We start from the raw sequence: 22,975 nt of genomic DNA on the forward strand, positions 1-22,975 counted from the left end.
TGTAGAAAGCGAACTGGCATCGCGAATAACGGCGATCTTGCCGCAGAAAACCAAGGATTGCAGGGGTTCTTGGAGGCCAGGCCGGTCAGTGGACACCCCAACGGGAAGGGAGACGGCCTGAGCCGGAATACAGGCTCAGCGCCGTCACCGCCACCAGAATCAATGCCATACCGATCACCTGTGAACCGGCCAGGCTTTCATTCAATATCACCACGCCAAATAACGACGCGGTCACCGGCTCCACCATGGCCACGATGGACGCGATCGCCGGAGCCACCTCCCTGAGGCCAATCACATAAAACACAAACGACAACCCCGCACCCAGCACACCGATCCCGGCGAACAACGGCAAGTCCGCGGAGTTAATTGCCGCCACAATCTGGCCAGCATCCGCCGGCCACACCAGCATCGCGACCAGCACCGTAAACGCAATGGACAGAATCGCCTGGGGGCTGCCATGAGGGGCGGCATACTTGAATCCGAAAATGAAGAGCGCATAGCAGACCCCGGCCAGCAAACCTGCACCCACGCCAATAGCTGTCACCCCGTCCGCGCCCATGTCATAAACCCGGGTCAGCAGCACGATGCCCAGCATCACCACGGCAATCGCGGCCAGCTTCAACACAGAGGGACGCTCCAGACGAAGAGCAAACGAGACCAGATATACGAACACCGGGGCGCAGTACATCAAGGTGGCTGCCACCGCCACACTGCCCCGGGAAATACTGAAAAAATAGAAGGCGAAATTACCGGCCACACCCAGCCCGGCAATGAGCGACCAACCCCATAGTCGGCCACTGGTCAGGCCATGGCCCACCGGCTGCAATGCCAGCCAGATCAGCACAAAGAGCAGACCGATGGCGCCCCGGTAAAAAGACACCAGAAACGCGCCCCAGCCTTCGGCCATGAGAATACCGCCGAGGCCGCCTGACAGCCCCCAGCACAGCGCTGCCACGATCACCAACGCTGTGCTCAGGCGCGCCATCTGCCCTCCTGCCTGCCCGGTGACATTGAAAAAACCTGCACGCAAGCCTCATTTCATGGGCTCTCGTCTACCACTGAAACGCAGATTATTTCGCTGTGCAACAGCTGGGAGCGCTCACAGCATCGGACACAGGAGAGGAACGTGAACAGACAAGAAAGGCAGCGTCGGCTGACATCATGGTTTTCAGATCATGATGTCAGCCGGCCAAGAACAGGCGGGAAATATCAGGCGGAGGCGGCAGCTTCCTGCTCAGCCAGAAAACTGTCGATCTGCAGCAGGTATTCCCGGTTGTCGTGATCCCAGGGATGGAACCCTGGGCGGAAGTAATCTAGATAATTGCCAATCTGCTTTCGCAGCATGCCGATATCACCGAAGGTGTAGTGGAAAAACTTCTGCCACCCTTTCCAGTCCGTCAGCTTGCCCTGCTCGCGCAGCACTTCAATAAAGACCGGAATCACCAGCCCCCAGAACACCACCGTCGCCAGACCGAGTCCGAAACAGCGCAACCCGTAGGCACCCACGCCTTTGCCCATGACCGCCGTCCACACATCAAAGGCCACCGCCTTGTGTTCGGTTTCTTCCAGGGCATGCCAGCGCCACAACGCCGCATAGGCCGGGTCGGCCCCTTCCACCACTCGGGGGTCGCTCAACACGCTGTCTGCAAGCAGACCGGTAAAGTGCTCCAGGGCAATGGTACCGCTCAGGGACACCGGCGCACTGTACTTGTTGAACGTCTTCAGCACGCCCTCCACCAGACGCTCGAATTTGGGCGCCACCGACGACACCGCAAACAGGGCATCGTTATATTCTTCATGCTCGCGGCCATGCATGGCTTCCTGGCCGATAAAGGCGGTCACCGCCTTCTTGAGCTCCGGATCGGTAATCTGGTCCCGGTAGGCACGCACACTGTCGATAAAAAATCGTTCACCCACGGGCAGGATGGTGGAGAAGGTATTAAGAAACGCCGTCAGCACCGGCCCACCCTGGGTGTGCCAGTCAGAAATCCGCTTGGGGTCCAGGTTGAAACGCAGGCTCCTGCGCATCGGCACCAGCATGGGCTTTGCGCGGGTGTTATCTGCTACCAGGCGTAGCGCTGCAGACAGCTTTTTCATTGTTATCTCCATTCATCATCATGCCCTCGGGCACACGAAAAGCATGCCGGGAAAAGAAGGGCTTCATATAAACATACGCAGTGCCCCTTGGCACGATGCCAAAACTTGCATCGCAAGCACTGTTAATTATGAGGCGACATCAGCCGTTAAGGCCACGTGAGGCTTGATTCAGCATACAGGAGAGCGCTATTGGTCACACAAACAGTACTTACCACCACAAAAACCCGGTGATAATCTTTCCCCCTGAAGTTGTGATGGATGTCGGCACCAGCCCCTCACCAGCGAAAGCTCGCCGAAACAAATGCCTCTGTCGAGCCACACCGCAAATAACAGACAACAAAAGGGAAGCAGACATGGAAAACGACTTCGACTACCTCATTATCGGCGGAGGCTCCGCAGGGTGCGCCCTGGCCGGCAGGCTGAGCGAAGATCCGGACACCCACGTGTGTCTGCTCGAAGCCGGTGGCAGTGGTGATGGCCTGTTGGTCAATGTGCCCTCGGGCGCGGTGGCCATGCTCTCCAAACCCATCAACAACTGGGTCATGGAGACCGTGCCGCAAAAAGGACTCAATGGCCGGCAGGGGTTCCAGCCCCGGGGCAAGTGCCTGGGCGGCTCGTCGGCCATCAATGCCATGGTCTATATTCGTGGCCACCGCAAGGATTACGATCACTGGGCCGCGTTGGGCAATGACGGCTGGTCCTATGAGGATGTGCTGCCCTACTTCCGCCTCAACGAACACAACGAACGCCTCGACAACGAATACCACGGCTCCGACGGGCCACTCTGGGTCAGCGACAGCCGCACCGGCAACCCGTTCCAGAACTACTTTCTGGATGCCGCCAGAGAATGCGATATCCCCATTACCGATGACTTCAACGGTGCAGAGCAGGAAGGCGCCGGGGTCTATCAGGTCACCCAGAAAGACGGCGAGCGCTGGAGCAGTGCACGGGCTTACCTGTTCCCCCATATGGATCGCAGCAACCTGACCGTGGAAACCAATGCCCAGGTCCAGCGTATTGTCTTCGAAGGCAAACGCGCCGTGGGCGTGGAATTCAAGCAAGGCAAACAGGTGCGTACCGTCCGCGCCCGCAAGGAAGTGCTGTTGTCAGCCGGCGCCTTCCAGTCTCCTCAGCTGCTGATGCTGTCCGGGGTGGGCGATTCAGATGAACTGAAAAAACATGGCATACCCGTGGTCCACCATCTTCCCGGCGTGGGCAAGAACCTGCAGGACCACCCGGATTTCATTTTCGGCTACACCACCGACAGCCCGGCCACCTTCGGTCTGTCGCCGGGTGGCATGTGGCGGGCACTGATGGCCATGAGCACCTATCGCAAGGAACGGCGCGGCCTGTGGACTTCCAACTTTGCAGAAGCCGGCGCCTTCCTGAAAACCCGGCCAGAGCTTACCGCCCCAGACCTGCAGCTGCACATGGTCACCGCCCTGGTGGATGATCACGGCCGCAAGATGCACTTCACCCAGGGCTACTCCTGCCATGTCTGCCTGCTGCGCCCGCGCAGCCGGGGCAGCGTGCAACTGGCCAGCGCCAACCCGAACGACCTGCCCCTGATCGACCCGGCCTTCCTGGACGACCCTCAGGATCTGGAAGACATGGTGGCAGGCTACAAGATCACGCAGAAGATCATGGAAGCGCCGTCACTCAAGCGCTGGATGAAGAAAGACATGTTCACCGGGAACGTAAAAAGCGACGACGAGATCCGCGAAGTGATCCGGCAACGGGCCGACACGGTCTATCACCCGGTGGGGTCCTGCAAGATGGGCACCGATGAGGCCGCCGTGGTCGACCCGCAATTACGGGTTCACGGTATTGAGGGCCTGCGTGTCATCGATGCGTCCATCATGCCCACCCTGATCGGCGGCAACACCAATGCGCCGGCCATGATGATTGCGGAAAAGGCAGTGGATATGATTCGGGGGCAGAGCCGGATCGCTTAGGAGAATCACCTTCTATCAGGAATAAGCTGTCAACAACAGCTTATTCCTGATACCTGCGATGCTCCTTTCTTCATTATCTGATCCGAATCTCATAATCATCCATCAATGAATTCTGACATAGCCTCACCCAACATCCCCAGGCACTTTTCCGACGCTTGCAGCTCAGCACGCATACGCGTCTCGGATAGGTCTTCCTGGCTGCGCTGATGCTCAACCTGTTCCTTGACTGTCATCACATCAGTGTATGGCATGATGCCTGTTCGTGTATCCAGGATGGCGACCTCACAGGTGGCAAATCCTTTGACTTCAGTCGCTGAAAATAAGCGGGATTTTTCAAAAATATCACTTCGTAAGGCATAGATAACCAAGGCATCGATCTGCATCCTGACAGCAGCTTCACGAATCTGTGACAGGGTCATCTGCTTGTTGACAGTAAAAGACGGCATGGGAACAGCCGCTTTCACCTCATCAATTCCGGTTACAGGTAGCGATAATGCATCAAAATAACGCTGCTGCTGATTCATGTAGGCTTCCGAGCGCCAATAATTCGAGCCATAGTATCGATAGCTCTGCCGCTCGGGAGACACATCCAGAAGCGCCACTCTTGCCCGGGAAGGAAAGCGGACCACACCATCCAGCGCTTTCTTTACCGCCTCATCGGACATCACAGCCTTATCCGAGGCAAATAGGGACGTCGATATCTCATTTTTTGCTGGCTCAGAGGCAGTGCGATCTTCTGAGACCGGAACCGCAGCGCATCCACCCAAAAGCGCGCCGACCAAAATAAACAGGGAAAGTTTTTTCATTAAGTGTCCTTTTCAATACTTCACAGGCTGACTAAATCCGGGACAAGAATACATTACATCGCAAACGATCAGACAACTTCATGCATGCCCCGGTCTTTTCTTTCATCACTTTGATAGGCAGAACCCTCAGCAATCCTGGGGCGCACAGAGCTCTGCAACTCCCTCGGCCAGCTCTCTCGACCGGGAAAACAGCTGATCAATCCTGCCGCCGATAACATCAACATCGCCTTTCCAGAAACCACCATTAAAGCGGTCGTCCCCCAAACCAGGCTGCGTCTGCCCATAAGTCGGCGAACGAACCACCAAGACCACTGCGCCGCGCTGTTGATGATCGGGACCGACAAGGATCAGGGGGCCAAGGCCACCACCCTTTGAGCCCAGATCAATCTCTGGATCGTCGTTGCCAGCATCGCCAAGCCCCGGCTGAGTCGTCCCATCATTGGGGTCCGTGTCCGGCACTTCTCCCCCACCCGTATTACAGCCATCAATATTGGGGTCACAGGGCATTTCTTCATCGCCGCTTCCGGTGCCACTCTCTCCATCATCGCCTGTACCATCATCGGGGTCACTGCCACCACCACTGGTGCCGTTACCGTCACCACCGCTAGCGCCATCATCACCATCAGTACCGGCTCCGTCATCAGCACCGTCATTACCTGTGTCGCCAGTCTCTCCCTCATCCTTGTTTTTTTCGACACGGTCCAGATTGCCATCGCCATCCGTCCAAATGATCACTACATCACCGTCACCGACCTCGATCTCCTCACCGTCGCCTTCAGTGTCATTGCCACTGCCCTCATCAGGTCGGTCCGGGTCGGCACCCGGGGCGGCATCATCGTTCAGGTAGTCGTTCCAGGTATCACCGGTAGCGTCCACATCGGGGTCGTTCGGATCAGGGTCGGCGCCCTGGGGGACTCTGTCATTCAGATAATTCACCCAGGGGTCACTGCTTTCATTGTTTGCCCCCCGATCATTATCCTCCCCTTCACCAGGCCAGCCATCCGGGTCGCTCTGCATATAATCTGACAACGACCCCATCAGGCCACCCAGAGAGGACTCGAACTTCGACAGCCCCGGCGAATCTGAAAGCCCACTGGGGTTTCCTCGCCCCAGATCATTGCCACCCCGACGTTCACCCAGCAGTTCAGCAAGCCTGACATTGCCGCCGACTTCAGCGAGGAGCTCACCGGCCAGATCCGTCGACCAGCCCATCATGTCTATCGCAAGAGCCGGATCACGGGTATGCAGGGCAGCCTCGAGATCCGATCCCAGTACGCTTTCCAGCGAGACAATCACGTCGGCAAGACGCTCAAGCTCCCTGACATCATCCATACCGCCAGCATGCCCTCGAGACTGCACCAATTCGATGAAGTCACTCTTCGCAGCAACAAGGGCCGGCACAGTGACGGTAGCAACGGGATAAGCCTCTTTCTGAATGTCATTGTCACTGGATTTCTCTTCTTCCCGCGTACTCTCGCAAGCCGACAGCGCAAGCACTGCAGACACAACAAACACAGCGATCGTGAGTGGATTAAGCATCCTTTCTTTTAGTGACATCATTTTCACTCCTTGTGAAAAAAGGTGGCAAAATTTTTACCACTATTATTGTTATTCAATTCGGTGTTGGCGATTCACATCTACCGGGAGAACCCTTTATGAGCATAAAATGCCTGATGCAAAAGCGCCCAAATAACAAACAACAACGAGACAGGGCCGCCAACTTTCAGTTGGTCGGTGCATAAAGAAGGCTGGTTGCAGGCAGATCCCCGCCTGAACATGGCATTAATCCAATGCGGCACGCTCCCTGTGTTGCTCAGATTCCATGTTTTCGTCGCCGAATTCATATACTAACCGCGACACTTTCATGTAATAAAAAGGTGAGCTGTAATACCAGCACTTTCACTCCCGCCAAGAAGTTGAAATTGCTATGAGATATGTACAGCTCACCTACGAAGAAAGAGTAATGCTTTCCACACTAAAACGGCAAGGCCTGTCAGTCAGAGAGATCGCACGCCAGCTGGGGCGTCATTTCTCAACTCTCTATCGCGAGCTACAGCGCAACAGTTGCTTGCACATTGACGGTTCGTACAGGCCCAGCAAAGCCGAGCGCCGAACCCGTGCCCGCCGCAGTCGCTCCAGGCGCAATCGTCACTACACTGATGATCACTTCAAGTTGATCCGGAAACTGCTGAGACAGAAGTGGTCTCCAGAGCAAATATCCGGCCATATTCGTCGGTTCTCTCTAATGCACCGCCACATCAGTCATGAAACGATATATCAGTACCTTTGGCGCGATAAGGCAGAAGGTGGCGCTCTATGGATGCATCTTCGCCAGTCGAGCAAGCAGCGAAGAAAACGCTATCGAGCCTATGACAGCAGGGGGCGATTGGCCGACAAGAGACATATCTCAGAAAGGCCTGGCTCCGTCGAAACCCGCCGCTATAGAGGGCATTGGGAGATCGATACTGTGATGGGAACAGGTTCAACTGACTGCATTGTAACGATACTTGAGCGCAAGTCCGGGTTCATCCAGATCGGCAAGCTCAGAGACCGATCCACCAAATCACTTAACAAAAAAGTCATTCGATTGATTAGCAGAGACCCGATCTCGTTCAAGACAATTACTGCTGATAATGGCACCGAGTTCCATCAGTACAAGCTGGTTGAAAAGCGCACTGGCGTGAAATTCTACTTCGCAACACCTCATCACTCATGGGAGCGAGGCAGCAATGAAAACGCGAATGGGCTAATACGACAGTATCTCCCGAAAGGAACGAGTATGTCGGAGCTGACTCAGATTGAATGCGACAGGATCGCTGACAAACTTAATAGCCGACCAAGAAAGAGACACAACTACAAAACACCAGAGGAAATCTACTATGCCTACTGATATGGATTACTGTCGCGGTTCAAACTTGATACTAGGGTCCATGCTGCCTCACTCTCCAGCACGGAACAAGAGCATGTTTTCGAATCGGCGAATCCAAACGGATACTCGTCTCGGACCCGGGAAACACATAGAAAACCAGAAAGACAGGCAGTCCCCCTGCGTTTAACGGACCCCTCCTCTCACCATCTATTCCATGTCAGAAAAGATGAGGGTCAGCTTCAAATTTTCCAGCCCGGCCAGGCAGTAGCTATCGCGCCCCGGAGCGGGGTTTTCCACGCCGACCAGAACCGCATGGTAAGGGTCAGGCGAAATCCACTCCTCGGTGGCAAAGGTTTCAGCCAGTCTCCCCACTTCCCGATCACTCAAGGTATAAACGAAATTAGGCGCGCTGCCATGTCGCCCCCGGGTAAACTCTCTGGCTGCGGAAAGCCGCTCATGGTATTCGCGGAAGTTCAAGTGCTCGTCATCAATGATGGCCGTGGGCGCCTCTATCCCGTTATGTGGTGTGCCATCATCCATTGTCGGCACGGCTACCGACGGCGGCGCAAAATTGACCCAGGCAATGAAGGGAGTATCGGCCTGGCAGTTGGCGTTATCACTGTCAGGGTGCGCCTCGCCACTGAGCGTTGCCTTGATCAGGGTACGGGGCTCACCATCCCGGGTGATTTCGCTTAAATCAAACAGCAGCCATGCATGGTGCTCCACATTCACATCAACCCGGCACCGCGGCCGGGCGCTTTTGGGGAGATCCGTGCTTTCATAACCGACCACCGCCGACGTGGGTTCCGTCAGCCCGGGATAATCCTGCCCCGGCAGCCCCGACACATTCACCCCACAGAACACATCAATGCCAGCCATGTCGCCCTCGTCACGCATGTAAAGCTGCTGGCGTGCAGTAGGCTCCAGATATCTCACTTCATAACTGCGGCTCGGATGGTGGCAGGCGGTCAGAATCATCGCCGTCATCAATAACAGTGTGCTTCGCATTGGTCGCTCCTTGTACCCGTTTGCCCCATATCCCTGGGGTTTCGTATCGACCCATGGGAGGCGGATGCCCCCCACGGCCTTTCAAGCTACCACTGGTATAGCATCCGGATCGCCAGCCAATCCGTGACGCCTTCCGCTAATTCGGGACACACATATATTTGAGGGGTTATCGGTAAAACCAATAAATGAAGAAAGCCCCTACCCCGGCCTTCTGGTTAGCATAATCGCGGCCCGGCCAGGCGCTGTTTCTGTGCCCGGATCGCTTCGGTCAGGAAGTCCATCAAGGCATGAATTCTCACCACGCCACGCAGGTCCGGGTGCATGAGAAACCAGAGGCCGAATTCCAGCTCGGGAATGGGGTCGCTGAGCTGAACAATGTCCGGATCTGAATCCGCCAGATAGCACGGCAGGACGGCCAACCCCATCCGAGAGCGAATGGCACTGAGGATGCCTACCAGGGTATCCACGCGGTAGACGCAGGCTGGTTTTAACCCGTTACTGTCCATCCACTGATCCAGTTTTGAATCCAGCAACCGGGGCCCCGCACCAATCCACGGCTGATCCACAAGAGCGCTGATGGGCTCGCCCGGGGTCAGGCCGAGGCTTCGGTGCCCATATACCGCCTGGCCAATAGTGGTCAGGGGCCGGCCGATAAGATTTTCCGGGGGGCGGTTGGAGGGGCGGATGGCAACATCTGCTTCCCGACGTGTCAGGTTGAACAACTGGTTGGAGACCGCAACGTCCACCACGATGCCCGGATAATGTTGCCGAAACTCCGTGAACAACGGCGCCAACAGGCCCATTAGCAACGAATCCGTTGTGGTGGCCCAGATTTCCCCGCTCGGCTCCAGGTCACGCCCCGCGACTTTTCTCTCGGCAGCCAGAGCGGCCTGGTCCATCACCTTGGCCGTTTCGGCAAGCTCCTCCCCGGCGGGCGTCGGCCGATACCCGGTACGGCTCCTCTCAAAGAGCGTCACCCCCAGACGCTTTTCGATCTCCCCCAGGCGCCGAAACACCGTGGCGTGACTGACCCCCATGGCACGGGACGCCCCGGACAGGGAACCCGCCACCGCCACCGCGAGAACGATCTCAAAGTCATTCCACGCCAGATGACTGCGGGTTTTCGGATAGTCGTCAGAAGCGGGCTCGTTTGGCTTTCCTGTTCGTTTTTGCAAAGTCATTACTCGCCTTTAGGGAATAGTTTGCAGCATACGACAGGACTAGCATGCCCATAAATCCATTGGATGGCCAAGGCCCCTGCGATCAGGGGCCGGGTAACGGAGGTCAGGCATGTCAGTTTTCGAAGAGGTTCAATACGTTAACAGCGGCATACCTGTCGCTGTCCGCGACAGCGCTGATGCAGAAAGAAGCCGTGCCAGTCATCTGCCTAACGAATCTATCCCGGCCAGATACCGGGATGGGCGGGGCGGCATTAACCTGGAGCAGGTCAGACGGGATCAGTTGCGGGCCAGGCAGGAGTGGCTTCAGACAGTGGTGCGACGCTTGAACGCGTTGTGGGGACGCTGAGAAATGGTGGGAGGAAAGGCCGGCATTTGAATATTGAGTCAACTCTCGGTTAGCTGATGAATTGGGACATGCCCCGATTATACGTTCTCTCTCCAGCTTCAAGGCCAGCTTTGACGCCCGCCCTGTTACGCTCCGGTTGATTCTGACTAGCTTTCAGCTTGCCTGTCAGAGAATCTATTTTTATCTCTACACCCACAATAGCCTGCACCAAACGTTCGGTGAAGTCAGCTGGCGCATCATCTACGGACCAAGGAGCACTCATGCCGGATTCATTCTGCTCTGTCAGCCGATGAAGATGGTGCTTCAGCCAGCTTGAATCCTCGATAATCCGAGCCTGACCTTCTGCATGGACAGCCAGGTAGTTCCACGTTGGAACGACTCGGCCTGTTTCTGACTTGGTTTCGTACCACGAGGGTGAAATGTAAGCATCCGGCCCCTGAAAAACGACAAGAACCCGAGCCCCACCCTGCAGGCGCTGCCAAGCCGGGTTGCTTCTAGCCAGATGGCACTGCAAAAACCCAAGAGAACCGCTCTCTTCAGGACTCAAATAAAAAGGAACATGGTTCGCCTCAATTCCAGCATCATCAGCAACTACCAGCAAACCCAATCCGTAGTCACGAATATATTGCTGAAGCTTGTCGATGTCGTCTTCCTTGAAGTGGCTCGGGACATACATGCTGCGGGACTCCTCGATTGGGGGCTCGCCCATTCTAATCCGGAACACACATAAATTTAATCAAAAGAAATCCTCATCAATCAGTATGCGATTAGGTTTTGTCCCGACACCCATTTACGGCCTGTCGAGGCGGCATAGGCTTTCAATCTTTCCAGGCTGCCGACCGCGACAGGCAGTCTCTGCTTGCGCGGCTGCATATGCCGCAGCCAGGCCCTTTCATCAATACCAAGGCGATCCAGAATCCCTGCGGCTCGCTCCGAGATTGCGCCACGCTTGTCTGCACGCATCGCCCTTCCCGTACTGTCCACGAGCTCCAGATAGTCCATCAGCCGAAAACGGCAAACCGTATTATCGTGCTCAAATTCTACTGTCTCACTATCCACCATCGGTAGCAGGGGAGGCATTTTCTTCGTTGCGTGGCGACCATTAACATCTCGGGCTCGTTGTTTCACCGAGGTATAGTCCGAAGCTTCAGGAGTACTGGCCATATCTGCCCGAACAGGGTTGAGATCCACATAGGCCATACACTGCAATACGGCCTTTTCATCCAGTAGCGCCTGGCACTTGTAACGACCTTCCCAGAAGCGGCCCTTACAGCAATCCTCCTCGTTCGCCCGCCGGGCGAGGTATTCATTCAGGCATTTCATGAACCAGCCAAGATCATAAAGCCGCTCCCGCCATTGGCCGACGATCTCAAGTGCCTTCAATGCCTCGCCATCCTCTGACTGCCCGCTCAGCCAGCGCTTGACAATCAGTGGGCCACTGAATAACTGCATCCACCGATCAGCGACTTCAGTATCTGACCAGGCCTTCGCCTTTTTCTGATTGAGCCGAACAACAACGTGATAGTGATTGGACATTACCGCATAGGCACAGAGATCAATGGCAAACACCTCACCCAGCACCGCAAGGCGATCCACTACCCATTGCCGGCGATGTTCGTAATCCTGGCCGGAATAGTGGTCCTTGCCACACAGAAAGGCTCGCCGCACACAGCGACAGATGCAGTGATAGTAGGGAGTGGAATCAAGAGAAACCTGGGTATAGCGAGCACGAGTCATGGAACGCCTCCTTGCTTATCCATGACATCAATGTACTGGCCGTAAAGACAGACAAGTATCAGACATCGCGCATTTTCAGAGTAGGAGATCTTTCAATTTATGGGTGTCCACGATTATCTTCTCCTTCCCTAACGATTTTTCCTTTCGGTATATTACCTGCCAACCTTGGAAAGCCAACGTGTTCGCTTGCTAACCACCCGGAAGAACAAGAACATCCCTCCATTGATTGCCGCAATTATTAGCCAGCGACTATCCAGAATAATTTCCCCCTGGATCATTGTATCTTCGCCGACCTCCATAACAAACAGCAGCAACACTGTCATGGCGACAGTTATATATTCACGACGTAACACCGTTCTCCAACAAAAAGGCAATTCATCAGGCTGGTACTTTCGTAATATTAAAGGGAAGAAAGCCGGCGTTTTTTCTGCCCATTGGCGATATGAATCACCAAATTTTCTCAACAGAAATCTCTCCTCAACAAGAATTACACGTTCGAAGTAAAGCGCGAACGCCAGCACATAGTAAAGGGTTAACCATAAGGAGTGGAGCAATAGAATCACCCCCAAGGCTCCGACAAAATTCCCCAGGTAGAGAGGATTACGAACAATAGAATAAATACCGCGAGTGTTTAGTGAATCCGCCACCTGACTTTTGGTATTACGACCAGAGGTTCTTCGCGGGGTATGTCCAGTAGTCCAGACACGAATCCCAAGGCCCGCCACCACAAACGATATCGCGAACAAGTCCCACCACTGATCATAGGTGTGACTATCCAAAAAATATTGCACATCTATTAAGGCAACTATTACCGCGGGAATCATAAGCACCGCCGGAGCGATACTACGCCATCGAAAAGCCCAGTCACCTTGATTGCACAATGTAGAGTAAAGCATTTTTTCCTCCTAAACCCCCCGGCTGATAACCGCCGGGGGAAGATTAGATTATCGTTGTAACTCGACAGCTTTTTTGCTCGAGAAAAACGCATAAAGACTTGGCAGTACCAGCAACGTTAACCCCGTCGCCGACACTAGCCCCCCGACAATTACCACTGCCAGCGGCCTTTGCACCTCACTGCCCACCCCCGTGGCCAGTAACATGGGAATCAGACCCAGCATGGAAGTGAGCGCAGTCATCAGCACCGGGCGCAGGCGAGACACCGCCCCTTCGAAGATCGCCGTCTCCAGCGCCTCCCCATCACGCAGCCGATGATTGATGGCTTCCACCATCACCACCCCATTCAGCACTGCCACCCCGAACAGGGTGATAAAGCCTACGGAACTGGGCACCGACAGGTACTGGCCGCTGAGAGCCAGAGCGAGGATGCCGCCGATAAGGGCGAGGGGGACGTTGACCAGGATGAGGGCAGCCTGGGCCACGGAGCCGAAGGCGAAGTAGAGCAGCAAGGCAATGAGGCCCACGGCCACGGGCACCACCATGGCCAGGCGTTGCTGGGCGCGCTGCTGGTTTTCGTACTGGCCGCCGATGTCCACGCTGTAGCCGGCGGGCAGGTCTACCTCGCTGTCGATGGCTTGCTGGATGTCCGCCACTACGGAGCCCATGTCGCGACCGGCCACGTTGGCCTGGATTACCACACGGCGCTGCACGTCGTCGCGGCTGATCTGCGGTGGGCCGGAGACCAGGGATACGTCCGCCACATCCATAAGGCGCACCCAGGCTCCGTCGGCGGCTTTGAGGCGCAGGTTGCGGATGGCTTCGGCGTCCTTGCGGGCGTTTTGTTCCAGGCGCACGTAGATATCGTAGCGTTCGTTGCCGTTAATCACCTGCCCGGCGCTGCCGCCGCCCAGGCCGTTGCTGACCAGATCCATGACCTGATCCACACTCAGGCCGTAGCGACTGAGTGCGTTGCGGTCCGGAGTGACGACGAGCTGGGCTTCCCCGGCGATCTGCTCCAGTTGCACGTCGGTAGCGCCATCCACTTCCTTGACGGCCTGGGTGATGGCTTCGCCTTTTTCCTGGAGCACGTCGAGATCTGGGCCGAACAGTTTGATGGCCAGCTGGGCTTTGACGCCGGAGAGCAGTTCGTCCACGCGCATGGCGATGGGCTGGGAAAAGTTGAGTAGCAGGCCGGGATGTTTTTCCAGTTTCTGCTGGATCTTTTCCTGTAGCTCAAGACGTGTGCTGGCGCTTTCCCATTCGTCGATGGACTTGAGGCCGATATAGATTTCCACGTTGCTCACTGGCTCCGGGTCGCCGCCGATTTCCGCGCGCCCTACCCGACTGAGCGCGTAGGTGACTTCCGGGAAGGTCATGATTTCCTTCTCCAGTTTCTGACCCACTTCTAGCGCTGTATCGAGACTGGAGGACGGAGCCAGAGTGGCGCGCAAAGCCAGGGTGCCCTCTTCCAGTACCGGCACGAATTCCGTGCCGATAAAGGGCGTGGTGGCCAGCGCCAATGCAAACAGGCCCACCGCACCGCCGATGACCGCCTTGCGGGCCTGCATGGCTTTGGCCAGCAGTTTTCGATAGCGGGCCTCCAGCCACTGCATGAGTTTGTTGGGCTTTTCTTCCACGCCGTGACGGAACAGAAAACCGGCCAGCGCCGGCACCACGATCAACGCCACCAGCACGGCGGCGGTCATGGCGAGCATGATGCTGATGGCCATGGGCACGAACATTTTCGCTTCCACCCCTTCGAAGGCGAACAGGGGCAGGAACACCACCAGGATAATGCTGGCGGCGAAGAACACCGGGCGTGCCACTTCCTGGGCGGCGTCTTTTACCCTCAAGGCGATGCCTCCCTGTGAGTCGTGACTGCCCTCTTTGCGGCTCAGGTGTTTGAAGATGTTTTCCACCATCACCACGGAGCCATCCACCAGCATGCCGATGGCCACGGCCAGGCCACCCAGTGACATCAGGTTGGCGGACATGCCCAGACTTGCCATCGCCAACAAGGCCAGACCAATGGAAAGCGGAATCGGGCCCCTGAAAAACGACAAGAACCCGAGCCCCACCCTGCAGGCGCTGCCAAGCCGGGTTGCTTCTAGCCAGATGGCACTGCAAAAACCCAAGAGAACCGCTCTCTTCAGGACTCAAATAAAAAGGAACATGGTTCGCCTCAATTCCAGCATCATCAGCAACTACCAGCAAACCCAATCCGTAGTCACGAATATATTGCTGAAGCTTGTCGATGTCGTCTTCCTTGAAGTGGCTCGGGACATACATGCTGCGGGACTCCTCGATTGGGGGCTCGCCCATTCTAATCCGGAACACACATAAATTTAATCAAAAGAAATCCTCATCAATCAGTATGCGATTAGGTTTTGTCCCGACACCCATTTACGGCCTGTCGAGGCGGCATAGGCTTTCAATCTTTCCAGGCTGCCGACCGCGACAGGCAGTCTCTGCTTGCGCGGCTGCATATGCCGCAGCCAGGCCCTTTCATCAATACCAAGGCGATCCAGAATCCCTGCGGCTCGCTCCGAGATTGCGCCACGCTTGTCTGCACGCATCGCCCTTCCCGTACTGTCCACGAGCTCCAGATAGTCCATCAGCCGAAAACGGCAAACCGTATTATCGTGCTCAAATTCTACTGTCTCACTATCCACCATCGGTAGCAGGGGAGGCATTTTCTTCGTTGCGTGGCGACCATTAACATCTCGGGCTCGTTGTTTCACCGAGGTATAGTCCGAAGCTTCAGGAGTACTGGCCATATCTGCCCGAACAGGGTTGAGATCCACATAGGCCATACACTGCAATACGGCCTTTTCATCCAGTAGCGCCTGGCACTTGTAACGGCTCCCGCCATTGGCCGACGATCTCAAGTGCCTTCAATGCCTCGCCATCCTCTGACTGCCCGCTCAGCCAGCGCTTGACAATCAGTGGGCCACTGAATAACTGCATCCACCGATCAGCGACTTCAGTATCTGACCAGGCCTTCGCCTTTCTGATTGAGCCGAACAACAACGTGATAGTGATTGGACATTACCGCATAGGCACAGAGATCAATGGCAAACACCTCACCCAGCACCGCAAGGCGATCCACTACCCATTGCCGGCGATGTTCGTAATCCTGGCCGGAATAGTGGTCCTTGCCACACAGAAAGGCTCGCCGCACACAGCGACAGATGCAGTGATAGTAGGGAGTGGAATCAAGAGAAACCTGGGTATAGCGAGCACGAGTCATGGAACGCCTCCTTGCTTATCCATGACATCAATGTACTGGCCGTAAAGACAGACAAGTATCAGACATCGCGCATTTTCAGAGTAGGAGATCTTTCAATTTATGGGTGTCCACGATTATCTTCTCCTTCCCTAACGATTTTTCCTTTTCGGTATATTACCTGCCAACCTTTGGAAAGCCAACGTGTTCGCTTGCTAACCACCCGGAAGAACAAGAACATCCCTCCATTGATTGCCGCAATTATTAGCCAGCGACTATCCAGAATAATTTCCCCCTGGATCATTGTATCTTCGCCGACCTCCATAACAAACAGCAGCAACACTGTCATGGCGACAGTTATATATTCACGACGTAACACCGTTCTCCAACAAAAAGGCAATTCATCAGGCTGGTACTTTCGTAATATTAAAGGGAAGAAAGCCGGCGTTTTTTCTGCCCATTGGCGATATGAATCACCAAATTTTCTCAACAGAAATCTCTCCTCAACAAGAATTACACGTTCGAAGTAAAGCGCGAACGCCAGCACATAGTAAAGGGTTAACCATAAGGAGTGGAGCAATAGAATCACCCCCAAGGCTCCGACAAAATTCCCCAGGTAGAGAGGATTACGAACAATAGAATAAATACCGCGAGTGTTTAGTGAATCCGCCACCTGACTTTTGGTATTACGACCAGAGGTTCTTCGCGGGGTATGTCCAGTAGTCCAGACACGAATCCCAAGGCCCGCCACCACAAACGATATCGCGAACAAGTCCCACCACTGATCATAGGTGTGACTATCCAAAAAATATTGCACATCTATTAAGGCAACTATTACCGCGGGAATCATAAGCACCGCCGGAGCGATACTACGCCATCGAAAAGCCCAGTCACCTTGATTGCACAATGTAGAGTAAAGCATTTTTTCCTCCTAAACCCCCCGGCTGATAACCGCCGGGGGAAGATTAGATTATCGTTGTAACTCGACAGCTTTTTTGCTCGAGAAAAACGCATAAAGACTTGGCAGTACCAGCAACGTTAACCCCGTCGCCGACACTAGCCCCCCGACAATTACCACTGCCAGCGGCCTTTGCACCTCACTGCCCACCCCCGTGGCCAGTAACATGGGAATCAGACCCAGCATGGAAGTGAGCGCAGTCATCAGCACCGGGCGCAGGCGAGACACCGCCCCTTCGAAGATCGCCGTCTCCAGCGCCTCCCCATCACGCAGCCGATGATTGATGGCTTCCACCATCACCACCCCATTCAGCACTGCCACCCCGAACAGGGTGATAAAGCCTACGGAACTGGGCACCGACAGGTACTGGCCGCTGAGAGCCAGAGCGAGGATGCCGCCGATAAGGGCGAGGGGGACGTTGACCAGGATGAGGGCAGCCTGGGCCACGGAGCCGAAGGCGAAGTAGAGCAGCAAGGCAATGAGGCCCACGGCCACGGGCACCACCATGGCCAGGCGTTGCTGGGCGCGCTGCTGGTTTTCGTACTGGCCGCCGATGTCCACGCTGTAGCCGGCGGGCAGGTCTACCTCGCTGTCGATGGCTTGCCGGATGTCCGCCACTACGGGAAAGCCCATGTCGCGACTCTCCTGGCCGTTGGCCTGGATTACCACACGGCGCTGCACGTCGTCGCGGCTGATCTGCGGTGGGCCGGAGAGATCAGGGATACGTCCGCCAAGATCCATAAGTACCCAGGCTCCGTCGGCGGCTTTGAGGCGCAGGCTGTGGATGGCTTCGGCGTCCTTGCGGGCGTTTTTGTTCCAGGCGCACGTAGATATCAGCGTTCGTTGCCGTTAATCACCTGCCTGGCGCTGCCGCCGCCCAGGCCGTTGCTGACCAGATCCATGACTCCGATCCACACTCAGGCCGTAGCGGGAATAGTTTGCAGCATACGACAGGACTAGCATGCCCATAAATCCATTGGATGGCCAAGGCCCCTGCGATCAGGGGCCGGGTAACGGAGGTCGGGCATGTCAGTTTTCGAAGAGGTTCAATACGTTAACAGCGGCATCCCTGTCGCTCTGCGCGACAGCGCTGACGCAGAAAAAGGCCGTGCCAATAATCTACCTAACGAACCCATCCCGGCCCGATACCGGAATGGGCGGGGCGGCATTAACCTGGAGCAGGTCAGACGAGACCAGTTGCGGGCCCGGCAGGAGTGGCTTCGGGCAGGGGTGCGACACTTGAAAGCGCTGTGGGGACGCTGAGAAATGGCGGGAGGAAAGGCCGTTATTTGAATATTGAGTCAACTCTCGGTTAGCGGATGAATTTGGACATGCCCCGATTATGCGTTCTCTCTCCAGCTTCAAGGCCAGCTTTGACGCCCACCCTGTTACGCTCCGGCTGATTCTGACTAGCTTTCAGCTTGCCTGTCAGAGAATCTATTTTTATCTCTACACCCACAATAGCCTGCACCAGACGTTCGGTGAAGTCAGCTGGCGCATCATCTACGGACCAAGGATCACTCATGCCGGACTCATTCTGCTCTGTCAGCCGATGAAGATGGTGCTTCAGCCAGCTTGAATCCTCGATAATCCGAGCCTGTCCTTCTGCATGGACAGCCAGGTAGTTCCACGTTGGAACGACTCGGCCTGTTTCAGACTTGGTTTCGTACCACGAGGGTGAAATGTATGCATCCGGCCCCTGAAAAACGACAAGAACCCGAGCCCCACCCTGCAGGCGCTGCCAAACCGGGTTGCTTCTAGCCAGATGGCACTGCAGAACCCCAAGAGAACCGCTTTCTTCAGGGCTCAAATAAAAAGGGACATGGTTCGCTTCAATTCCAGCATCATCAGCAACTACCAGCAAACCCAATCCGTAGTCACGAATATATTGCTGAAGCTTGCCAATGTCGTCTTCCTTGAAGTGGCTCGGGACATACATGCTGCGGAACTCCTCGATTGGGGGCGCGTCCATTCTAATCCGGGACACGCATAAATTTAATCAAAAGAAAGTCGGATCAATCAGCATGCGATCAGGCTTTGTCCCGCCACCCATTTACGACCTGTCGAGTCTGCATAGGCTTTCAGTCTTTTCAGGCTGCCGACCGCGACAGGCAGTCTCTGCTTGCGCTTCTGCATATGCTGCAGCCAGGCCCTTTTATCAATGCCGAGTCGATCCAGAATCCCCGCCGCCCGCTCCGAAATTGCTCCACGCTTGTCTGCACGCACCGCCCTTCCCGTACTGTCCACGAGATCCAGATAGTCCATCAGCCGAAAGCGGCAAACCGTATCACCGTCTTCAACTTCCACTGTCTCACTATCTACCATCGGGAGTAGTCGGGGCATTTTCTTCGTTGTGTGGCGATCCTTAACCTCGCTGGTTCGTTGTTGAATCGAGGTATAATCCGAAGCTTCAGGAGTACTGGCCATATCCGCCCGAACAGGATTGAGATCCACATAGGCCATACACTGCAACACGGCCTTTTCATCCAGTAACGCCTGACATTTGTAACGGCCTTCCCAGAAGCGGCCCTTACAGCAATCCTCCTCGTTCGCCCGCCGGGCGAGGTATTCATTCAGGCATTTCATGAACCAGCCAAGATCATAAAGCCGCTCCCGCCATTGGCCGACGATCTCAAGTGCCTTCAACGCCTCACCATCCTCTGACTGCCCGCTCAGCCAGCGCTTCACAATCAGTGGCCCACTGAATAACTGCATCCATCGCTCAGCAACTTCAGCATCTGACCAGGCCTGCGCCTGCTTCTGATTGAGTCGAACAACAACGTGATAGTGATTGGACATTACCGCATAGGCACAGAGATCAATGGCAAACACCTGGCCCAGCACTGCAAGGTGATCCACCGCCCATTGGCGGCGATGCTCGTAATCCTGGCCAGAATAGTGGTCCTGGCCACACAGAAAGGCTCGCCGCACACAGCGACAGATGCAGTGATAGTAGGGAGTGGAGTCCAGAGAAACCTGGGTATAGCGAGCACGAGTCATGGAACGCCTCCTTGCTTATCCATGACTCAAAAGATACTGATCATCCCGACAGACCAATATCAGACATCGTGCATTTTCAGCGTAGGCGATCTTCCAATTTATGGGTGTCCCCGACTTCGCCCTAGTGTCCGAAACTCAAGGACAGCCGGCCCGTATGTCCTCGCAGAGTTGCCATTTGCCTGAGCGGTCGGTATAGGCGCGTGCGGAGTGGTAGTGGAAGCTGAGTTTTGTCGCGCCATCAGGCCCGGCATCGTCCACCAGTCGTTGGTCGGCATCAGCATATCCCGGTTCTCCCGGCTTCTTAAGCCAGCGATCGAACCAGGCCAGGGTGTAATGTTCTATTACCCCGATGCCCCAGCCCCCTTCACAGTTGCCGCTGCTGGTGTCCGGGCACCAGGAAGTGGCCGGAAAAGTAGGGACCTGACTGAAATCGAAATGGGTCGCGCCGGCGATGGTCAGAGAGTACACGGGGATGCCAGCCGCCACGTAGTCGTTGTAGGCCAGCTTCAGGTTCTGTTTCGGATTGGGCGGGACGACATTAGGGATCAGCGTAAATACGCCGGTCAGTAAATCCCGGTTGATACCGTCCGCGCTGATGTAGTCGCCGACCAGCCCCAGGCCAGGCACGCGTGGCACTGCAAACCGACTGGGCAGTAAGAGGGTGGAACCTGAGACCAGCGGGTCCCAGGCTACCAGTGCATCAACCGGGTTGTCGGTATCCAACAGGCCGGGCCAGACATCCGCGCCAGGCGCACCGAAACCGGCGACGATCGAGGCACCGATGGCGCCTGCCGAATGTCCGGTAATACCTAGCCGCTCGGGATCGATGCGGTCATGGAAGGGATTGTGTTCGTTCACCGCGGTGGGATAGGTAGCGGCGCAGCTCTGATTCCAGGGATAGGGCGTGGCGGGCGTCGAGCGGAAGAAATCGATGGCGTTGACCAGGCCCGTGACGAACACATCCGCATTGATGTTGCCGCCCTGGCTCAGGGTGGGTGTCTGTAAATCAGATCGCCCTTGGCCGCGTGGGTCGAAGGTCAGCACCACATAACCGGCACGCACGAGCAGTTGTGCCGCCCACCAGTAGGCGGTTTCAGGCGCCTGGACGGAGCCGTTTTCGATAACTACGGCGGGCAGCCGTTTTCCAGTCGAACCTTTGGGTGCCCAGACCCGGCCGCTGAGGCGTGCACAGCCGTCGTCGTAGAACACGACCGGGATGACCTCGGCTTCGTTTTCATAAAAAGTCCGGCCATCTGGCCCGTCGACTGTGGGGTAGCGGAACGGATCGCCGGTACATTGCAGTGACCAAGTGGTGCACAGCGGGGTGACAGGGGTATTGCCGGCGAGTGGGCTCAACCAGCTTGGATCAGCCAGTGAACGCTCAGTCCAGGCCTGCAGGTTGGCTGCCGATTGCATGACCCAACGCGAATCGAAATCCGGTGATAATTGCTCTGTAGTGGCTTCCTGCACCTTGGCGTAATTGGCTGCTTCGCAGGCTGTCCATTTCGCTGACGGGTAGGCTGCTTCATCACAGCTGCGATCCAGATTCTGCGGCTGGCTGGGCGTTACGCCACGCTCAGTGACGATGCCAGCCGAATCATCACTTGACGATCCGTTGTTGTCACAGCCGACCAACAGCAGCGTGGCAACGAAAAGCACTGAAAACGACTGCCGTTTGATCAACATCTCGACTCTCCCTTGGTAAATCCCGCAGTGGGCTTCAATCTAACCAACAAACTCTGGTCTAGGTCCTGCGCCCGCGTGCGGCCGTCTTCGGACCGGTCGATGCCTGCGCATCCTCAATGGCCGCACCCAGGCTGCGAACAACTGCCGCCGCACCACGGGCCAGCTGGCGCCCCCCCTCTCTCGGCTCCGGGAATCGCCGCCACCAGGGCCGTTCCACGCGGGGTAGATATTGAAACCATCAACCAGTCGCGGAAGCCCGGGGTCGCGGATCTCATGTCTTTTGCCATCCCAGGCACGGGGCAAGACCTGATACTCATGTTCGGTGGCTCAGTCACATCCTGAACCTAAAACTCACCGTGATGGCATACCACTGCTTTCATGTTCATTCCTTTGGAAAAGGCTGGGGGTTGGAGACCAAGTTTCGCAATCTACGCCTGCCACAACAGGTCGAAAGGAGCCAATTGTCAGCCCTTGAAATACTGTGGCGGGTGCCGCCACCCGCATCATTGGCTCAAAAGGAATACCCTGGGCATTCATCTGCCACACCTGCCGTTTGCGCGGACTCTTCATCCGGGACACGCATCACTTTTTCAGACATCACGCATTTTCAGCGTAGGAGATCTTCCAATTGATGGGTGTCCCCTACTGCTCTATTACCCCAAAGATACTGACCATACGAACAGACCAATATCAGACATCGTGCATTTTCAGCGTAGGCGATCTTCCAATTTATGGGTGTCCCCGATTATTTATGTTCCGATTATCTTGCGCCTCTCACCATTCAAGACGAAGAGCGTGACCTAGCCATGGATTAAAAAATCAAACCCAAAACGGATATCAAAAATGCCAAAAAAGCGATGGTCGAACTAATCTGAAATTTAAACCCAGCATCAAAACCAGAAATGGCCGTTTCGTAATTCCCAATGGCATCCACCGCCATCTTTCTTGACAAGGTAAGAATGCCAAGCTGAGCATTCCGCATATTCAGATCGTTTATTGCTCCTCGAGGCCGCAAATATCCTTGATATTCTCGATCAAGTTCAGCAAGCCTCGAAAAATGGCCATCTATCCTCCTCTTATTTTTATTCAATATCTTAGACCCGAACAAACTTAAATTTTCAGAAGCCAATATCTTATTATCATCATTCACTGCTTCTGAAAGTCGGATATAGCTCTCATTCAACACTTCCAACTTTACTACCCATTAGG

At 55.5% G+C, this 22,975-nt stretch carries 20 protein-coding genes and 2 pseudogenes; 3 read left to right on the top strand and 19 right to left on the bottom strand.

What is annotated here, in order from left to right; translation table 11 throughout:
* Window positions 1-85: 85 nt before the first annotated feature.
* Together KZ772_RS10855 and KZ772_RS10860 are read right to left on the bottom strand one after the other, a co-directional pair.
* Window positions 86-985, bottom strand: a complete 900-nt coding sequence (locus tag KZ772_RS10855; protein ID WP_290536593.1) for a DMT family transporter — start codon at window positions 983-985, stop codon at window positions 86-88.
* 224 nt (window positions 986-1,209) lie between these two features.
* Window positions 1,210-2,097: a metal-dependent hydrolase gene (locus KZ772_RS10860; protein WP_290536594.1), complete on the bottom strand. Its 888-nt coding sequence runs from the start codon at window positions 2,095-2,097 to the stop codon at window positions 1,210-1,212.
* A 353-nt stretch (window positions 2,098-2,450) separates the two neighbouring features.
* Here KZ772_RS10860 and KZ772_RS10865 point away from each other — a divergent pair, with 353 nt between their 5' ends.
* On the top strand, window positions 2,451-4,052 hold the full coding sequence (locus tag KZ772_RS10865) for a choline dehydrogenase (RefSeq protein ID WP_290536595.1): 1,602 nt from the start codon (window positions 2,451-2,453) through the stop codon (window positions 4,050-4,052).
* Between the two features lie 95 nt (window positions 4,053-4,147).
* On the opposite strand, the gene KZ772_RS10870 is transcribed toward KZ772_RS10865, so the two are convergent.
* Complete coding sequence (locus KZ772_RS10870) at window positions 4,148-4,858, bottom strand: hypothetical protein (protein ID WP_290536596.1); 711 nt, start codon at window positions 4,856-4,858, stop codon at window positions 4,148-4,150.
* 126 nt (window positions 4,859-4,984) lie between these two features.
* On the bottom strand, window positions 4,985-6,364 hold the full coding sequence (locus KZ772_RS10875; RefSeq protein WP_290536597.1) for a hypothetical protein: 1,380 nt from the start codon (window positions 6,362-6,364) through the stop codon (window positions 4,985-4,987).
* Window positions 6,365-6,785: 421 nt separating this feature from the next.
* Here KZ772_RS10875 and KZ772_RS10880 point away from each other — a divergent pair, with 421 nt between their 5' ends.
* A complete protein-coding gene (locus KZ772_RS10880) occupies window positions 6,786-7,748 on the top strand; it encodes an IS30 family transposase (RefSeq protein ID WP_290536598.1) in 963 nt (320 codons plus the stop codon).
* Between the two features lie 186 nt (window positions 7,749-7,934).
* Here the strand turns inward: KZ772_RS10880 and KZ772_RS10885 are convergent, their stop codons facing one another.
* The 11 genes and pseudogenes from KZ772_RS10885 to KZ772_RS10935 form a co-directional block, all read right to left on the bottom strand.
* Window positions 7,935-8,735: a hypothetical protein gene (locus tag KZ772_RS10885; protein ID WP_290536599.1), complete on the bottom strand. Its 801-nt coding sequence runs from the start codon at window positions 8,733-8,735 to the stop codon at window positions 7,935-7,937.
* Between the two features lie 215 nt (window positions 8,736-8,950).
* Window positions 8,951-9,916 (bottom strand): LysR family transcriptional regulator, encoded by a 966-nt coding sequence (locus tag KZ772_RS10890; RefSeq protein ID WP_290536600.1) that lies wholly within the window; start codon window positions 9,914-9,916, stop codon window positions 8,951-8,953.
* A gap of 395 nt (window positions 9,917-10,311) precedes the next feature.
* Window positions 10,312-10,938, bottom strand: a complete 627-nt coding sequence (locus KZ772_RS10895; RefSeq protein WP_290536601.1) for an FMN-binding negative transcriptional regulator — start codon at window positions 10,936-10,938, stop codon at window positions 10,312-10,314.
* Window positions 10,939-11,018: 80 nt separating this feature from the next.
* Window positions 11,019-11,999 (bottom strand): transposase, encoded by a 981-nt coding sequence (locus KZ772_RS10900; RefSeq protein WP_290536602.1) that lies wholly within the window; start codon window positions 11,997-11,999, stop codon window positions 11,019-11,021.
* Between the two features lie 152 nt (window positions 12,000-12,151).
* Window positions 12,152-12,895, bottom strand: coding sequence for an isoprenylcysteine carboxylmethyltransferase family protein (locus KZ772_RS10905; RefSeq protein ID WP_290536603.1), 744 nt, complete (start codon window positions 12,893-12,895; stop codon window positions 12,152-12,154).
* Between the two features lie 48 nt (window positions 12,896-12,943).
* A pseudogene (locus KZ772_RS10910) lies at window positions 12,944-14,938 on the bottom strand (CusA/CzcA family heavy metal efflux RND transporter); the annotation flags it as partial.
* A gap of 55 nt (window positions 14,939-14,993) precedes the next feature.
* Window positions 14,994-15,218: pseudogene (locus KZ772_RS10915) on the bottom strand (FMN-binding negative transcriptional regulator); the annotation flags it as partial.
* Between the two features lie 47 nt (window positions 15,219-15,265).
* Complete coding sequence (locus KZ772_RS10920) at window positions 15,266-15,709, bottom strand: hypothetical protein (RefSeq protein WP_290536605.1); 444 nt, start codon at window positions 15,707-15,709, stop codon at window positions 15,266-15,268.
* A gap of 170 nt (window positions 15,710-15,879) precedes the next feature.
* On the bottom strand, window positions 15,880-16,146 hold the full coding sequence (locus KZ772_RS10925) for a hypothetical protein (protein WP_290536606.1): 267 nt from the start codon (window positions 16,144-16,146) through the stop codon (window positions 15,880-15,882).
* 97 nt (window positions 16,147-16,243) lie between these two features.
* Window positions 16,244-17,044 carry an isoprenylcysteine carboxylmethyltransferase family protein gene (locus KZ772_RS10930; RefSeq protein ID WP_290536607.1) on the bottom strand — a complete coding sequence of 267 codons (801 nt, stop codon included), beginning with the start codon at window positions 17,042-17,044 and terminating at the stop codon, window positions 16,244-16,246.
* A gap of 48 nt (window positions 17,045-17,092) precedes the next feature.
* Window positions 17,093-17,917, bottom strand: a complete 825-nt coding sequence (locus KZ772_RS10935; RefSeq protein WP_365871131.1) for an efflux RND transporter permease subunit — start codon at window positions 17,915-17,917, stop codon at window positions 17,093-17,095.
* A 189-nt stretch (window positions 17,918-18,106) separates the two neighbouring features.
* Here KZ772_RS10935 and KZ772_RS10940 point away from each other — a divergent pair, with 189 nt between their 5' ends.
* A complete protein-coding gene (locus tag KZ772_RS10940) occupies window positions 18,107-18,343 on the top strand; it encodes a hypothetical protein (RefSeq protein ID WP_290536608.1) in 237 nt (78 codons plus the stop codon).
* Window positions 18,344-18,392: 49 nt separating this feature from the next.
* On the opposite strand, the gene KZ772_RS10945 is transcribed toward KZ772_RS10940, so the two are convergent.
* The 4 genes from KZ772_RS10945 to KZ772_RS10960 form a co-directional block, all read right to left on the bottom strand.
* Entirely contained in the window at window positions 18,393-19,052 is a 660-nt protein-coding gene (locus tag KZ772_RS10945; RefSeq protein ID WP_290536609.1) for an FMN-binding negative transcriptional regulator, read from the bottom strand.
* Between the two features lie 47 nt (window positions 19,053-19,099).
* Window positions 19,100-20,080: a transposase gene (locus KZ772_RS10950; protein WP_290536610.1), complete on the bottom strand. Its 981-nt coding sequence runs from the start codon at window positions 20,078-20,080 to the stop codon at window positions 19,100-19,102.
* 135 nt (window positions 20,081-20,215) lie between these two features.
* On the bottom strand, window positions 20,216-21,766 hold the full coding sequence (locus tag KZ772_RS10955) for a hypothetical protein (RefSeq protein WP_290536611.1): 1,551 nt from the start codon (window positions 21,764-21,766) through the stop codon (window positions 20,216-20,218).
* Between the two features lie 811 nt (window positions 21,767-22,577).
* Entirely contained in the window at window positions 22,578-22,958 is a 381-nt protein-coding gene (locus KZ772_RS10960) for a hypothetical protein (protein ID WP_290536612.1), read from the bottom strand.
* Window positions 22,959-22,975 lie beyond the last annotated feature (17 nt).

The organism is Alcanivorax sp. (genome assembly GCF_019431375.1).
GTDB classification, from domain to species: domain Bacteria; phylum Pseudomonadota; class Gammaproteobacteria; order Pseudomonadales; family Alcanivoracaceae; genus Alcanivorax; species Alcanivorax jadensis_A.

Bases quoted from the DNA above. Each gene is read 5' to 3' on its own strand.
- KZ772_RS10955 (WP_290536611.1), bottom strand. From the start codon at position 21,766: ATGTTGATCAAACGGCAGTCGTTTTCAGTGCTTTTCGTTGCCACGCTG.
- KZ772_RS10890 (WP_290536600.1), bottom strand. From the start codon at position 9,916: ATGACTTTGCAAAAACGAACAGGAAAGCCAAACGAGCCCGCTTCTGAC.
- KZ772_RS10930 (WP_290536607.1), bottom strand. From the start codon at position 17,044: ATGCTTTACTCTACATTGTGCAATCAAGGTGACTGGGCTTTTCGATGG.
- KZ772_RS10860 (WP_290536594.1), bottom strand. From the start codon at position 2,097: ATGAAAAAGCTGTCTGCAGCGCTACGCCTGGTAGCAGATAACACCCGC.
- KZ772_RS10870 (WP_290536596.1), bottom strand. From the start codon at position 4,858: ATGAAAAAACTTTCCCTGTTTATTTTGGTCGGCGCGCTTTTGGGTGGA.
- KZ772_RS10885 (WP_290536599.1), bottom strand. From the start codon at position 8,735: ATGCGAAGCACACTGTTATTGATGACGGCGATGATTCTGACCGCCTGC.
- KZ772_RS10900 (WP_290536602.1), bottom strand. From the start codon at position 11,999: ATGACTCGTGCTCGCTATACCCAGGTTTCTCTTGATTCCACTCCCTAC.
- KZ772_RS10950 (WP_290536610.1), bottom strand. From the start codon at position 20,080: ATGACTCGTGCTCGCTATACCCAGGTTTCTCTGGACTCCACTCCCTAC.
- KZ772_RS10855 (WP_290536593.1), bottom strand. From the start codon at position 985: ATGGCGCGCCTGAGCACAGCGTTGGTGATCGTGGCAGCGCTGTGCTGG.
- KZ772_RS10905 (WP_290536603.1), bottom strand. From the start codon at position 12,895: ATGCTTTACTCTACATTGTGCAATCAAGGTGACTGGGCTTTTCGATGG.
- KZ772_RS10920 (WP_290536605.1), bottom strand. From the start codon at position 15,709: ATGGCCTATGTGGATCTCAACCCTGTTCGGGCAGATATGGCCAGTACT.
- KZ772_RS10880 (WP_290536598.1), top strand. From the start codon at position 6,786: ATGAGATATGTACAGCTCACCTACGAAGAAAGAGTAATGCTTTCCACA.
- KZ772_RS10925 (WP_290536606.1), bottom strand. From the start codon at position 16,146: ATGACTCGTGCTCGCTATACCCAGGTTTCTCTTGATTCCACTCCCTAC.
- KZ772_RS10895 (WP_290536601.1), bottom strand. From the start codon at position 10,938: ATGTATGTCCCGAGCCACTTCAAGGAAGACGACATCGACAAGCTTCAG.
- KZ772_RS10945 (WP_290536609.1), bottom strand. From the start codon at position 19,052: ATGGACGCGCCCCCAATCGAGGAGTTCCGCAGCATGTATGTCCCGAGC.
- KZ772_RS10940 (WP_290536608.1), top strand. From the start codon at position 18,107: ATGTCAGTTTTCGAAGAGGTTCAATACGTTAACAGCGGCATCCCTGTC.
- KZ772_RS10865 (WP_290536595.1), top strand. From the start codon at position 2,451: ATGGAAAACGACTTCGACTACCTCATTATCGGCGGAGGCTCCGCAGGG.